The sequence below is a fragment of the Helicobacter canadensis MIT 98-5491 genome (genome assembly GCF_000162575.1).
Lineage (GTDB): Bacteria > Campylobacterota > Campylobacteria > Campylobacterales > Helicobacteraceae > Helicobacter_D > Helicobacter_D canadensis.
The window spans coordinates 99,960-114,370 of the sequence record NZ_CM000776.2 but is presented as its reverse complement, the minus strand read 5'-3'; the positions used below and the strand labels follow the sequence as shown (position 1 = coordinate 114,370).

The 14,411-nt window shown below is 32.7% G+C and carries 14 protein-coding genes and 1 pseudogene; 6 read left to right on the top strand and 9 right to left on the bottom strand.

Features of this window, described 5'->3' with window-relative positions:
• Positions 1-12: 12 nt before the first annotated feature.
• The 3 genes from mnmG to HCAN_RS00625 form a co-directional block, all read right to left on the bottom strand.
• Positions 13-1,932: a tRNA uridine-5-carboxymethylaminomethyl(34) synthesis enzyme MnmG gene (mnmG, locus tag HCAN_RS00635; RefSeq protein WP_006656044.1), complete on the bottom strand. Its 1,920-nt coding sequence runs from the start codon at positions 1,930-1,932 to the stop codon at positions 13-15.
• A gap of 43 nt (positions 1,933-1,975) precedes the next feature.
• Complete coding sequence (locus HCAN_RS00630; RefSeq protein ID WP_006656684.1) at positions 1,976-3,061, bottom strand: hypothetical protein; 1,086 nt, start codon at positions 3,059-3,061, stop codon at positions 1,976-1,978.
• A gap of 61 nt (positions 3,062-3,122) precedes the next feature.
• On the bottom strand, positions 3,123-3,398 hold the full coding sequence (locus HCAN_RS00625) for a hypothetical protein (protein WP_034556378.1): 276 nt from the start codon (positions 3,396-3,398) through the stop codon (positions 3,123-3,125).
• A 111-nt stretch (positions 3,399-3,509) separates the two neighbouring features.
• Between HCAN_RS00625 and HCAN_RS00620 the strand changes: the two genes are divergently transcribed.
• The 4 genes from HCAN_RS00620 to HCAN_RS00605 all read left to right on the top strand — a co-directional run bounded on the left by HCAN_RS00620 (position 3,510) and on the right by HCAN_RS00605 (position 5,929).
• Positions 3,510-4,262 carry a TSUP family transporter gene (locus HCAN_RS00620; RefSeq protein ID WP_006656047.1) on the top strand — a complete coding sequence of 251 codons (753 nt, stop codon included), beginning with the start codon at positions 3,510-3,512 and terminating at the stop codon, positions 4,260-4,262.
• Complete coding sequence (locus tag HCAN_RS00615) at positions 4,249-4,770, top strand: DNA-deoxyinosine glycosylase (RefSeq protein ID WP_006656048.1); 522 nt, start codon at positions 4,249-4,251, stop codon at positions 4,768-4,770. The genes HCAN_RS00620 and HCAN_RS00615 overlap by 14 nt, the downstream gene beginning before the upstream one ends.
• A gap of 87 nt (positions 4,771-4,857) precedes the next feature.
• Positions 4,858-5,265, top strand: coding sequence for a hypothetical protein (locus HCAN_RS00610; protein WP_006656049.1), 408 nt, complete (start codon positions 4,858-4,860; stop codon positions 5,263-5,265).
• A 1-nt stretch (position 5,266) separates the two neighbouring features.
• Positions 5,267-5,929, top strand: a complete 663-nt coding sequence (locus HCAN_RS00605) for a 16S rRNA (uracil(1498)-N(3))-methyltransferase (RefSeq protein WP_006656050.1) — start codon at positions 5,267-5,269, stop codon at positions 5,927-5,929.
• 124 nt (positions 5,930-6,053) lie between these two features.
• Here the strand turns inward: HCAN_RS00605 and HCAN_RS08230 are convergent, their stop codons facing one another.
• The 4 genes and pseudogenes from HCAN_RS08230 to HCAN_RS00585 all read right to left on the bottom strand — a co-directional run.
• On the bottom strand, positions 6,054-8,054 hold the full coding sequence (locus tag HCAN_RS08230) for a coiled-coil domain-containing protein (protein ID WP_006656683.1): 2,001 nt from the start codon (positions 8,052-8,054) through the stop codon (positions 6,054-6,056).
• A 10-nt stretch (positions 8,055-8,064) separates the two neighbouring features.
• Positions 8,065-8,235: an acyl carrier protein gene (locus HCAN_RS00595; RefSeq protein WP_006656682.1), complete on the bottom strand. Its 171-nt coding sequence runs from the start codon at positions 8,233-8,235 to the stop codon at positions 8,065-8,067.
• Between the two features lie 54 nt (positions 8,236-8,289).
• Positions 8,290-9,030, bottom strand: a complete 741-nt coding sequence (locus HCAN_RS00590; RefSeq protein WP_006656054.1) for a formyltransferase family protein — start codon at positions 9,028-9,030, stop codon at positions 8,290-8,292.
• A pseudogene (locus HCAN_RS00585) lies at positions 9,014-10,519 on the bottom strand (amino acid adenylation domain-containing protein); the annotation flags it as partial. The gene HCAN_RS00590 and the pseudogene HCAN_RS00585, both read right to left, overlap by 17 nt.
• Before the next feature lie 185 nt (positions 10,520-10,704).
• Between HCAN_RS00585 and HCAN_RS00580 the strand changes: the two are divergent.
• On the top strand, positions 10,705-11,190 hold the full coding sequence (locus tag HCAN_RS00580; protein ID WP_006656056.1) for a type II secretion system protein: 486 nt from the start codon (positions 10,705-10,707) through the stop codon (positions 11,188-11,190).
• The gene (locus tag HCAN_RS00575) at positions 11,180-11,590 is read left to right on the top strand and encodes a prepilin-type N-terminal cleavage/methylation domain-containing protein (RefSeq protein WP_006656057.1); all 411 of its coding nucleotides are present in this window, start codon (positions 11,180-11,182) and stop codon (positions 11,588-11,590) included. The genes HCAN_RS00580 and HCAN_RS00575 overlap by 11 nt, the downstream gene beginning before the upstream one ends.
• Positions 11,591-11,615: 25 nt before the next feature.
• Here the strand turns inward: HCAN_RS00575 and HCAN_RS00570 are convergent, their stop codons facing one another.
• Entirely contained in the window at positions 11,616-13,406 is a 1,791-nt protein-coding gene (locus HCAN_RS00570; protein WP_006656058.1) for a methyl-accepting chemotaxis protein, read from the bottom strand.
• Positions 13,390-14,328: a cytochrome-c peroxidase gene (locus tag HCAN_RS00565; protein WP_006656059.1), complete on the bottom strand. Its 939-nt coding sequence runs from the start codon at positions 14,326-14,328 to the stop codon at positions 13,390-13,392. Before HCAN_RS00565 ends, HCAN_RS00570 begins: the two co-directional genes overlap by 17 nt.
• Positions 14,329-14,411: the final 83 nt, after the last annotated feature.

Here is a 14,411-nt window from a genome sequence, read left to right as displayed (position 1 = left end):
CTAAAATAAAGTTTAGTTATTTTCCCTTGTTAATTCTAAGGATTTTTTCTTATGATACAAATGAATATAAAGCTGCAAAACTTCTAAACTAGCAGGAGTTACTCCACTTATCTCACTGGCTTCAAAAAGGCTTTTTGGAGTGAATTTTTTAAGCTTTTCTACCACTTCCAAGCTTAATCCTGGAATCGTATCAAAGCTAAAATCAGCTGGAATCTTGATGCTCAACATTTTATCCATATTATCAATAAGACTTTGTTGCTTTTGGATATAGTTTGCATATTTTGCTTCTACCAAAATTTCTTCCAAGGCACGATGTGAAAACTTCTCAAAAGGCGTTGGAATAATCTCTCCAATTTTCAAAAGCTTAGGTAAATCAAAGCTTCTACGCCCCACAATTGTTCTCCAAATTGTCTTATCACTAATTTTTTCTTCTTGAATAGAATCTAAAAATGTCAAAATCTCTTGCGTTGGTGTAAGTGCAGTAGAATCTAACCATTGCAAACCTTTTTGAATATCGCTTTTATCTTGCAATAAAGCCTGATATTCTTCTTCTTGCATTAAGCCTAACTTATAAGCTAATTCTCCAAGCCTAAAAATTGCATTTCCCTCACGCAAAAGCAATCGATATTCTGCCCTTGAACTAAACATTCTATAAGGCTCTTTGGTGCCTTTTGTTACCAAATCATCAATCATCACGCCAATGTAAGCTTCATTACGCTTTAGCGTGATTTCTTCTTTTCCTTGAACACTAAGACTAGCATTAATCCCAGCAAAAATACCTTGTGCCGCTGCCTCTTCATAACCTGTGGTGCCATTAATCTGCCCTGCACAATACAGATTCTTAATTTTTTTAGTCTCTAGCGTGTGCTTTAATTCTGTTGGATTGATATAATCATATTCAATAGCATAGCCATAACGCACAATTTCTGCATTTTCCAAACCTTCAATACTATGTATCATCTCTTCTTGCACATCAAAAGGCAAGGAAGTTGTCAAACCATTAATATAATATTCATTTGCCTCTAGTGTCTGTGGCTCTAAAAAAAGCTGATGGCGTTCTTTATCGCTAAAGCGATTCACCTTATCTTCAATGCTTGGGCAATAACGCGGTCCAATCCCTTCAATTTGTCCTATAAACATTGGTGCTCTATGAAAATTATTGCGGATAATTTCGTGAGTTTTGGCATTAGTATAAGTTACATAGCAAGGAAGTTGAGTGGGAGAAAACTCTTTATTGCCTAATTCTTTTTGAGTTTGTTTGCTAAAAAAGGGGGGTGGCATATCACCATAATGCTTCTCTAAAGCTTCAAAATTAATGCTACTTGCTTTGATTCTAGCACAAGTCCCAGTTTTTAGCCTTCCTACTTCAAGTCCTAATTCTCTCAAGCATTCTCCAAGCTCCATTGCGGGTGGTTCTCCTGCTCTGCCGTTATTAGAGATATTCTCGCCAATATGAATCTTTCCACGCAAAAAAGTCCCTGTGGTTAAAATCACTTTTTTGGCGTGATAGACTTTACCGATATTGGTTTTAACCCCCACTATGCAATTGTTTTCTAACAATAGCGATTCTGCAATTTGCTGTGAAACTTCAAGATTTTTGGTTTGATAACAAATTTCACGCGCAATAATTTTATATCTATCCATATCAATTTGCGCTCTAGTCCCACGCACTGCAGGACCTTTTGAAGCATTAAGAGTGCGGAATTGAATCCCGCTTTTATCGGTGATATAGCCCATTACTCCGCCTAATGCATCCACTTCCTTTACCAAATGCCCTTTTCCAAGCCCACCTACAGCAGGATTACAACTTGCTGCTCCAATTTGTTCTACAAGCATTGTCAAAAGCAAAGTCTTACAACCTCGCTTTGCTGAAACAATAGATGCCTCAATACCAGCGTGCCCACCACCAATTACAATCACATCATAAGTCATTTTACTCCTTAAAGAATCTCCATAATTATAACTAAAAATTAATTTATAAAATACCTTTCAATAACTTTCTCACATATTCAGCTATAAATTCATTTCCTCTAGCATTTGGGTGAATCCAATCCATAAACAAAGTTTCTATAGAATTTTTTGTCGCCTCATTACCATCATAAATCACAAAATCTCTTTGCATAGCTTTAAATTTTTCCAACATTTGTCGTTCTTGATTTGTTTCATCATATCCAATATTTTTAAAATCCCTTAAAGTTGTTCTGTAACATTCCTTCTCTTTTTCACTCCAATGCTGCTTGTAAGCCAATAAAGGAGTGATAATGGGGCAAAATATTCCTTTATTACTTACAACCATATCATAAAATTGCTTCAAACGCGTTTGAAGAGCCACCAAAATATCCTCTTTATTTGGAGAATTTTGATAAAAATCGCTTTTTAACAATTGATGTTTCAGAGGAAATATACTTTGACATTTTTCCTTAAATTCTTGTTCATAAAAAATACTGGAAAATATTGCATGGTTTTTTACAAGTAATTCACACCCAACCCCACCTTGAAAAATGTCTACTCCACCAAAAAATGTTATCACCACTTCAGGTTTCACAGCATAAAACAGAGTGGCATACAATAAAAACTGTTCATACAAAGTAAATCCAGAAAACCCACAATTTAATACCATTATTTTTATACAAGAATTACTAGAATTGTTGAGTTTTTTTTGAATTTTAAATACCAAAGCATCTTCTTGATGTTCCATATAACTTTCCCTCACCGTACTCGGACCAAATACCAAAACCACTTTAACACTTTTATCTCTTTGCTTTAGTGCTTCAAAGTCAATCTCATTCTTTAAGAAAAAATTTTTATCTGGAGAATTTAAATCAATAGGTAATGGAATTCCAAAATAATTAATAGTATTAGAATTCCTAATCCCAAGTTTAAAAATTTTTGCAAAAGTATTCAATCTTGGATATTTTTTATCTATTGCCAAACGATAAGCAACATCACTTTGTATATTTCTTTTCTTTAACTCTAAATAATGCCGTTTAATTGCTCCAAAATCAAAACTTCTATTCAATATTGCTTCTACAAAAGCTTGAGAATCTCTATATTTTTCCATAACAACTTTTAAAAATTTTGGATTATATCCATCAAGTGCGATAGGACAAATTAATCTCTCCTCAATAATTGCCCCCCCCCACGGATTTGATGGATAATAATTTATCTTTAATTTTTTGAATAATTTCTGTTTTCCCACTTATAGCAATCAAATAAGCGTCAAAAGCTTGCGAATCATATTGCAAACTCTCTTTTAATGTTTCATAGCTAATAAAACCTTCTCTTTCTAATAAATTTCCATCATCAATCACCTTACACGCACAACCCATAGTTTCACACAACTCCAAAGTTGCTTTTCCTGTCCAACCAAAGCCATATATTAAAATATTTTTTCTCAAAACCAATCCTCACCCAATAAAAAAGTATTCTATTATATCAAAAATATTAGCATAGTTAAAGAAACAAAAAACACCTTGAAGCTATAATTCTATTTTTAAAAGGAATACAAAATGGAATTTGAAATAAGCACTCTTATATTGCTCTTTTTTGCGGCATTTTTAGCAGGTTTTATTGATTCAATTGCTGGAGGGGGAGGAATGATTACTCTACCTGCACTTCTACTCTCTGGAGCTTCACCCTTAGAATCGCTTGCAACCAATAAACTTCAAAGCTCATTTGGAAGTTTCTCTGCGACAAGACATTTTTATAAAAAGGGCTATTTAAACTTAAAAAAATGCCTTCCCTTTGCCATTTTAGTCTTTATTTTTTCAAGTCTAGGAACTATCTCTGTGCAGTTTATTAACATCGATTTTCTCTCCAAATTCTTGCCTTTTTTGATTATGATTTTTGGCTTTTACTTTCTCTTTTCGCCAAAAATTAGCGAAGATCAAAGAGCCACACATTTTCACAAAGCCTATCTTTTTTTAGCTCTTGCAGGAATAGGATTTTATGATGGATTTTTTGGTCCAGGCACGGGATCGTTTTTAATGTTAGCCCTTATCGCCCTAGGAGGACTTGGGATTACTAATGCCCTAGCTGAAGCAAAACTCTATAATTTCTCAACCAACCTTGCCTCTTTAATCTTTTTTGCCATTGGCGGAAATATGCTCTTTGGAATCGGGCTTGTTATGGCAGTGGGGCAGTTTATCGGAGCGAATCTTGGCTCAAGGGCAGCCATCAAATATGGAATCAAAATCATCAAGCCCCTTATTGTTATTGTATCTTTTTCTATGGCAGCTAAGCTACTTTATGACCAATTCTAAAGCCTTTTATCACCCTTTTAAGCCAATTATTTTCCAAGATTCTAAGGTTTTGATTCTTGGATCTTTTCCTTCTATCACCTCTAGGCAAGAATCTTTTTATTACGCACACAAACAAAATCGTTTTTGGAAAATCCTAGAAAACTTATTTGATTTTCCCCTTCAAAATAAACCCAAAGAAGACAAAGTGGCTTTTCTCAGAATCCACCATATTGCACTCTTTGATATTGCAAAAATCTGCCATATCCGAAACTCTAGCGATAGCACCTTAAAAATGCTCCAGCCAAACCCCATTCATCAACTCATTTTAAATACACAAATACAAGCCATTTTTACCAATGGGCAAAAGGCTTCTCAACTCTATTGCCAATTTTTCTGCCTCCCCCATTCTTGCCATTTTATCCCGCTCCCACACATTGCCTTGCCCTCAAGTAGCCCCACTAATGCAAAATACACCCTCCCCTTACTCCTAAAAGAATGGAGCAAGATTCTCCCCTATCTTACAAACTAAATCTAGCCCAAATTTTAAAGCCTATATGACTTTACAAGCTATGCTTTTATTGCTACAATTTCCAAAATTTTACAAAAAGGCTCTCTTTTGGAATTAATCATTACCGAACTTTTAACCTATCATTTATGGCTTTGTTTGCCTTTATTTTTATTCCCCATTATCAATCTTTACGCTCTTTTTTTCTATCCCTCACACACCAAAAAGCTAAAAATCCTTGCAATCACCGCTCCTGCGTATTACCTATTTTTAAGTGCAAGTCTTTTTAGCGGACTTGTTATTTGGGCGACCCTTGGATTTATCCTAACCCCCAAAATCCTTGTTATGACGGCTTTATGGCTAGTTGTTTTTGTCGCCGAAATCAAACGCCACAAAAAGCAAAAAATAACTAGAGTAGAATCTAACCCCGCTATTAGAGAATCCTTTTTTAAATGGGCAAGGCTAAAATATCTTTTTGATTTTTGTGCTTTTGGATTTATTTTTATTCTTTGGAGTTAAAATGCAATTTATTATCCACAAAGATGCCGGCAATGAATCCTTGATATTAGATGGGGAGGCTTATCATCATCTCTTTCACTCAAGACGCACTAAAAAAACAGAATCATTGCAACTACGAAATCTTAGGGATTATTATTGCTACACTTACAGCATTGCTGATCTGAGCAAAAAATATGCCACCCTAAGGCTAGAATCTAAGCTTGAAACACCGTCTCAAAATCCATCCAAAGGACATCTAATCTGGGCAATGATTGATCCCAAAATTATCGAAAAAACACTGCCTTTTCTTAATGAACTTAATATTTATAAAATTAGCTTTTTTTATGCACAATATTCACAAAAAAATTTCAAGTTAAACTTAGAGCGGATTCAAAAGATTCTAGAAAATTCTTGTATGCAATGCGGTCGAATCACACTCTTAGAAATTGAAATGCTAGAAAACCTACAAGAAGTTTTAGAAAAATATCCTAATACTGGGGTTTTGGACTTTGGCGGAAAGGCACTAGAGAGTAGCCTAGAAATTCCCATTTTGGTTGGTGCTGAAGGTGGCTTTAGCCCACAAGAAAGAGAGCTTCTAAAGAGTAATCCCAAATACACCGCTATCCACTCCAACATTCTACGCAGCGAAACCGCCACCATTTATGCAATGTCAAAGATTCTTTGATATTACTAACACGCTTTTTAGGCAATTGTATTTTATTCATAACATAGAATCAATTATGTTTGGGCATAGAAATTCTTTTTTACCTTGGAGCCTTCAAAATAAAATGCTCTTTGGGTGATGAAATCTACTTTCTCTCCTCCTTCAACCTCCTCACCTCAAACCACAACTTAACATACCCACCCTTATACCAGGTTTTATCAGCTTTTATAAAAGCTTCTCCTAGTTTATAAGTAAAACATTCTTTTTCTTTTAAGGATTCTTTGTAATCAGGATAAGATTCTAAATTAGGGAGTTTAAGATTAGGATTCTTTTTAATAGCTTCTTGGTATTGTTGTTGCTCTTGTTTGTGTTTATCTTTGATATAAGATAAAACATAAGGCATTCTAATATAGCCTAATAAAGATTTAGAATTTTCTATCATAGCTTGTCCTAGTTTATATGATAGATGATTGTGGATTCTAGATTTGGCAGTAGTGAGAGTATTAAGATAAGATAGTTTTCCTTTAAAGTTAGAAGTATTTTGAATAAAATGAGAAGTATTTGGATTAGAAGATAGAATCTTATTTGCAGATTCTAATTGTTTATTTTTTAACTCTAATTCTTTTTTAGTAGAATCTAATTGATTCTTAGTTTGAATTAATTCTTGATTCTTTAATTCTAATTCTTTTAAAACATTAGATTTATATCCTAACTCTTTTTCAAGTTGTTTGGTGTGTAATTGTTTATTGATTAAGTCTTGTTTAGCTTCTTGAATTTGTATTTGTTTTAATAGATTATCTTGCTCTAAATTCTTTATTTCTAAAGTTTGTTTTTTAATAGGGAGAGAGATGAGTTCTTTGGTTTTAGAATCTAATTGCTGTTTAGTGAAATCTAATTCTTTTTTAGTAGAATTGAGTTGAATTTTAGCGGAATCTAATTGATTCTTAGTTTGGGTGAGTTCTTTGGTTTTAGAAGTTAGCTCTTGATTCTTAGTTTGGATGATTTGATCTTTTTCTTGAAGTTGGGTTTGGAGGGGGCCAAGTTTAATCGGATCTTGTCTTTTATTATAATCCTCTATAAATTTTTTACATTCAATTAAAAAATCTAACAAGTAAGAAAAATCATATTTGCTTGATAGTTTAAAATTCTCATCATAGTCAATTTCATGATTTTCTAAACATTTATTATCCTTAATTAGCAAAAGTGCAATCAAGCCCAAATTTGCATCTTCTGCAGCACATTTATTAAAAATAGATTGTGATTTCTCTATTGTTTCATCAAACATCCGCTCTAAAAAAGTTTCATTATCAATAATAAAGTATTTTGAGTTAATTGGGGTAACATAATTATATCTTATTGTATGTACTAAAGCTTTTTTGCTTTTATTTTTTAAAATAAAGGTTGTAAAAAGTTTTCCTTGAACAAAATTATATACAGCTCCATTAAATGTATGAATACCAATCAATGTATAACCTTCATATTTAGAGGGTATTTTTACTTCTTGCCCATTTTGCAATACATAAATACTTTCATAATGAGTATAAGTGTGCACTTTTTTAATCGCATCCTCATTTACAAACTCCACAAAAGAAACAATCTTAAAATCAGCATCATCAATTACATTGCTCAGTTGTTTTGGGTATTGCAATTTTTCATATTCCCTAATAATCCTTTTAGATATTCCACTCATAAAAGAATAAAAAGGATGCCGAAAATCATAATAACCTGCGTAAAAATCAAAAATTCCTTTTTCTTTGCAATATCTTACCGTATCAATCAAATTAAAACCATATGTTTCACATTGCACATGATGAAATTTTTCAAGCTCATTAAGATATGAATGGAGCCAAATACATACAACAATCTTTTTATTAAACTTCCATAATTTTTTGTATAAAATTTTATATAAAGGAATCCAATCTCTATTATTACTTTGACCGCCAATTCCCAAAACTATTAAATCTGAATTATGAAATGTATCTTGATTTTCTACTCTTTCTATATGATATAAAACAGAATGGATAGCATTCCAAGATTCTGAATAAGATACAACCTTTGCTCCACTTTCCCTTAATCCTCCAACAAAACCACGAGTAGGATATAAATCACAATTTCCTATACAAACAACATTAAGATTTTCAGACATTTGCATAACCTTATTGATTTTTAATACTTTCTATCATTGCACTAATACTTTGAAAATTTCTCAAATTTTCTGGAGTAATATAATCAAAATCAATAAATACGCCATAATGAGTTTCTATTTCCTGCATAAGACTCATAATCTCCATACTATCTATGATGCCATCCTCAACTAAATTATCCATCGTTTCATTTATGTCACTTCTTCCTACTTTTTTCAAAAAATTGTTTAATTTCTTTCATTTTTTCTCCTTTTTTAAAATTAAAATTACAATATGTTTTTCTAAAATTAGTTCTATTCTATCATCATTAAAATTAAATTTTAAGATTCTTAAAATATCATCCGATAATTTTACTTTTGCCCTTGCAAAACCACAATCCATAGAACGCATAAATCTAATAATTTTATTATATTCCCATAGCAGGTCTAAAAAACCATCATTTGGAAGTTTTGAAGCAAAATGATATTTGGTTTCTTCCTCTTTTTGTTGCATAACTTTATTCTCTAGTAATTTCATTAAACATTCCTCTAGAGTTTCAATCGCCAACAGATGCTGCTTCTGCAAAAGCTCCATAGCCATCATTTCACCTATCTCTATCTCTTTTTGAACTATGATAGCCCCAGTATCTACGCCACAATCGACTTGATGCCAAGTAACTCCTGTTTTTTTATCACCTTCCCATATAGCCCAAATATGAGCATTGCTACCCCTATGTTTTGGCAATAGTGCATTATGATAATTAATTATAGTATTATTCTTAACACATTCTTCTTTGAAAATATAAAAATTATTAGCACTAATAATAAGAGAGTTTTTCACATTCTTAAACAACAGATCTAAATTGCTTTTTTCAGCACTATTCCCAAACAAAAACAATAATTCCCCTTTTGTCTCAAAAAACTGCTCTGCAATCCTTAAACACTCTCTAGCAACATTACCTCTTCCTATAACTATGAGTTTGCTAAATGGAAATTTCATTCAAAACTTTCCTGTCAATTTTTCCATTTTGATTAAGTTTGAATTTATCAAGTTTTACAATTTTTTTTGGAATCATATAGGCAGGCAATTTATCTTTTAAAAAAACTTTTAAATCAATCTCTTCCTCACTTTCATAAAAGCATACAATCTCTTCTTTAAAGATACAAACACTATTTCTGATCTTTTGATGGGAATTAATCACACTTTCTATCTCTCCAAGCTCAATGCGATGCCCCATGTATTTAATTTGATTATCCACACGCCCATAGCATAAAAGCTCACCAAATTCATTATAAGCGACTACATCTCCTGTTTTGTAAAGCAAGTCCAAATAATGATTGTGCAAAGGATTTTGTATAAAAGCTTTTTGGGTTTTTTCTTTATCGTTATAATAACCCAATGACAAACAAGTCCCCCTTACATAAAGCTCACCTTTTATGCCTATTTGTTTAGGAGTTATCAAATTCATATTTTCATCAAAAACTAAAAGTTGTGTATTGTTACAAGCCTTACCTATAGGCAAAAGCTCTTCATCTTTAAATTCACGATCTACTATGTAAAAAGAACAATCAACAGTAATTTCAGTAGGACCATAGAGATTAGCAAAAAACGCGTTAGATAAATATTTGCGCCAAATATTTAATTGTTTATTAGGCATGATTTCACCGGCAAAAAGAATTCTTTTTAAGCAATTTAATGGATATTTTTGCAATCCCTTTTCATTGGCAAAATAGACCAACACTGAAGGCACCCAAAATATAGTGCTTACTTTTTCTTTTTCTAGGCATTCTAAAATTTTATTTGGAAAAGCAAAAAGATGATTAGGCAAAAGATGCAAGGTTGCACTTGATTTTATGCTTGAAAAAATATCTAAAACACTATTATCAAAATAAAATGGTGCTTGATTGGCCAAAATTTCATTTTCATCAAATTTAAAAGTTTCGCACACCCAAGAAGTGTAATCAATCACACTTTTATGTGCTATACTTACTCCTTTTGGGATTCCTGTGCTTCCGCTAGTAAAAAGAACATAGAGCAAATTTGTATCGATATGCTTTTCTTTGGCGACTTGGATTAGACACTCATCTATATCAAAACCTTCAAAATCTTCTGTGTATAGTGTAGGCAAGGCTAAATCGAATTTCAATTCTTTTGAAGTGATAAAAAGTCTAGGTTTTAGGATTTCTATGACTTTTTCTACTCTTTCTTTTGGGCTTTTTTCATCTAAGAGTGTATAGAAATTCCCACTCAATGCCACCCCAAAAAATGAAATCAAACAATCAATTCCCTTAGGCAATATTATTAAAACTGGACTTTGAATAGGATTCTCATTTCCTAGACTTCTTAAGATTTCACTAGCTACCTTTTTAGAGAAAGTATCAAAATTCCTATAAGTGATTTCCTTTCTTTCCTTAGCAAAAGGCTCAACAAAAGCAGTTTTCTCGCTAAAACAAGTAAGACTTTCTTCTAAAAAATCATAAACATGAGTATTGTAATGACTCTGCCCCCCCCCACCGAGCTTATCTTAGTTTCTATCATATTTCAATCCTTTTATTCCCAAAAATTTTCTCTAATGATACCAAAAAAAACTAAAAACCCTTTACACACACGATAGAAAGTGATAAAATCACTAGAATCTAAATAAGAAGCAATAGCTATAAATTAGGAAATGCAATGGAATCAAAAAGCAAAAAAGCCTTCACAATGCTTGAGCTAGTATTTATTCTAGTTATTTTAGGTATTTTAGCCGCCATTGCTATTCCAAAAATCTCTGCTAGTCGCGATGATGCCAAACTTGTCGCACTAAAAAGCGATATAAGCACCCTAAAAAGCTCTTTTCCTGCCTATTTTCTCTCACAAGGACAAGGCACTTTTAGCGATGCTATCACTTTGAGCGAATCCAATTGGAATCTAGGAGATTATACGATTTCTACAAAACTTGAATCATCTAGAGGAGGATCTTGCATCAGTGCAGAATTACTCAGCGATTCAAATGGCACACAAGCTAACACACCTAATCAAGTGCGTTTTTTGAAAATCTCTACCACTGAAACTCCAGATACAAATGGAGACACTTGCCAAAAACTGCTCTATCAAATCAATCTTACTTCAGCAAACCCACTTACAATACCGCTTCTAAGCAATTCTATTGTATTTTAATAAACCTTTTTCAAATCACAAAGCTTTCACACTTTTAGAAGTTTTGTTAGTTTTACTTTTGCTTGGGATCTTGCTTAGCTTTGGAATCCCAAAGTTTTTTAATTATCAGCAAAGTGCCTGTGATAAAAAACTGCAAATTCAAGTTCTTAATTTCAAAATTGCACTAAGAAATCATATCAAAGCCCAAAACAATTCCGCCCAAAACCTTGACTTATCCAAACTTTATAAAAACTTAGATATGCAACCTAGTCGTTGCTATTTCAAAATACAAAACAATGGTTTTATCGGAATTAACTCTGATAAATCTGTGTCTTTTGTGCTTAAAAATGGAATCTTAGAGTGCGAAAACACTAAAAGCTCCACTTTGCACAATGGAGAATCATATTGTGATATTTTCTAGCTAAAAGGTGCAAAAGTGAGCTTCTTTACTGAAAGCTACTTAACCGACTTGAAAGCTTGCTAGATCCATCAAGAACGCTAATAGAAATGGCATTCACCTCACTTGAAAGGGTTTTAATGTGTTGCGAAATATCGCTAACTGCTCCTAATTTTTTATCCAAAATTGCCATTTTATCTTTTGCTTCAATATTTTTTTCTGCCATATTTTGCGTTGATTCAACACCCATTCTTAAACGCTCCATTGTATCAACCACTTCGCCTTGCAACTCTTGTGCTACTTCATTGGTTTTACTCATTGAGCGATGCACCACATCCATTCCTTCAATATTTTCTTGAATCTGTTGTGTGATCAAAGAAACAGTAGCATTAATCTCTAATAGCGATTTAGTTGTCTTTTCTGCGAGTTTTCTTACCTCATCAGCGACAACTGCAAAACCTCTTCCGTGTTCCCCTGCTCTAGCTGCTTCAATCGCTGCATTTAGCGAGAGAAGATTGGTTTGATCTGCAATTTCTTTAATACTCTCTGTAATCCCTGTAATGCTATCAGCACTCTTTGAGAGATTGTCCATATTTTCTATAATAATGCTTTCTTGTTCATTACTTTGGGTAATTAATTCTGCCAATTCCTTCAATGTCCCTTCAGCCTTTAGCATTACACTTTGCATTTTATTCATATCTTCAATTGTGTTTTCAGCCAAAACACTATTTTGTTGGATATGACTATCTAAAGCCTCTCCTATCTTTCTTAAATCTATAATTTGTTCATTTTGAGCATCAGAATTTTGCTGCAAAACCGCCGCGTTTTCTTGTAGTTTTTGAGAATTATGAAGACTTGATTTGGCATTTTCCATTGCCTCTAAAATCGATTTTTCAACCACAGAAATAAAGGTATTGATATAATTAGCACTTTGAGAGAGCTCACTTTTTTGATCGATTACCAAACGAGATTTCAAATTGGCTTCTTTGGAAGCAAGATTCTTAGTTAATTTTTCTAAAAGCGAAATAGGGATAATCACTTTTTTAAGCGTTAAGAAAATAAAGAATAAAACTAACAACAAAGTTGCACCAAACACACCACAAGCAATATAAAGTCTATTTTGGCTTTCTTTTTTAAGACGCTCTTTTACCATTGCATTCACCAAAGCAATCTCTTTTTGCAAGGCTTGTTCTTGATAGATTGTAGAATTTTGCTGCATTAAAGAAGCTTGAGCTAACATCATTTTGTAATGTTTAATAAAAAGTTGAATATTTTGCTCATTAAGGTTTGAAAAGCTCTCTAATTGCTTAATGATGCTATTTAGATTCTTAAGATTCTCACTTTCTAAAATATTTTCTGTTGCAAGTTTTGCTAGGATGACATTAGTAAGCTTAAGGACTTGAGAATAAGCAGGATTATTTTCTGTAAGCTTAGCAATTTCTTGATGAAGCACATACAAAAAAGTTTTGGAATTAAAAGCAATCGAATTAGCTCGCTTAAATCTATCAAGCTGATTTTGCTTAGCGTTAAAAATCTCTTGTATTTTACTAATTTCAATCCCTTGAGACTTCAAAAACTCTAATTCTTTGGCAAAACTATTGGAATCTCTAACACTTGAATCATAATTAATAAAGTTAAATTGATTTTTGAAAACCGAATCAATTCTTAAATCATAGCTTTCTAGCTTCTTAAGAGAATCTGCAATTTGAGAGTTTTTCTCTTCACTTACATAGTTATTAAAAATAAAAAACAACAAAAGTAGCATAAAAATAAGGACAAATACAGATAATCCGATGAATTGATAAAGAAAAAGAGAGGTTTTTTTATTGGAGTTTGTCATTATATTCTCCTGTAAGGCTTTCTAAAAATGAAACAATGTCCATTACCACTTCATTATCTAAAAATTTTCCAAGTTGGTAAAATGCCATTAACTGCACGGCAACTTCCAATGTTTCTACACTTCCATCATGAAAATAAGGGGCGGTTTTGGCAATATTTCGTAAAGAAGGCACTTTAAAGACTAATTTATCATTTTCATCTTGGGTTACATTATAACGCCCTAAATTGCCATTAGGTCCGCTACCATTATAAGGCTCAAAGATTCCGATTTTTTGATACATATTGCCACCCACATTTTGTCCTTGATGACATGAAATACAACCATTGCTTTTAAAAGCTTCAAAACCTCTCTTGGCAGCTGGAGTGATAGCATTTTCATCTCCCTTTAACCATTTATCAAAAGGCGAATTAGGCGTCAGTAGAGTTTTCTCAAATTCAGCAATAGCATCAGTGATTGTCAAAAATGTAATCCCCTCTTCGTACAATTCTCCAAAACTCTTCACATACTCTGGATTGTCTTTAACAGCAGCAACTACTGCATCTTCTGTCATTCCGTGTTCCACTGGATTAAGCAAAGGACCTGCTGCTTGTTCTTGTAAATCCTTAGCCCTACCATCCCAAAACTGCACAAAATTAAAAACAGAATTAAAACTTGTAGGAGAATTTGTCGCTCCATTAGTAGCACCACCAACTCCTAAAGACAAACGCAAATTATCAACACCATAATTTTCTAAAGGATGACAAGAATTACAAGAAATTGTTTTGTCTTTTGAAAGATTTGCATCTAAATACAATTTTTTACCAAGTCTCGCTTTTTGTTCATCAAAAGGTATAGAATCAGGGATAGGCTCAACACCAACTTCCGCAAATTCGACCGCTTGGAGACTGACAAAAATGAGCAAAAATAACCAAATAGCCCGCATTTGAATTCCTTCAATCAATAATCAAAATGAAGGCTAAATTATATCTTATTTATGATTAATAAAATATTATATGAATTATCTAT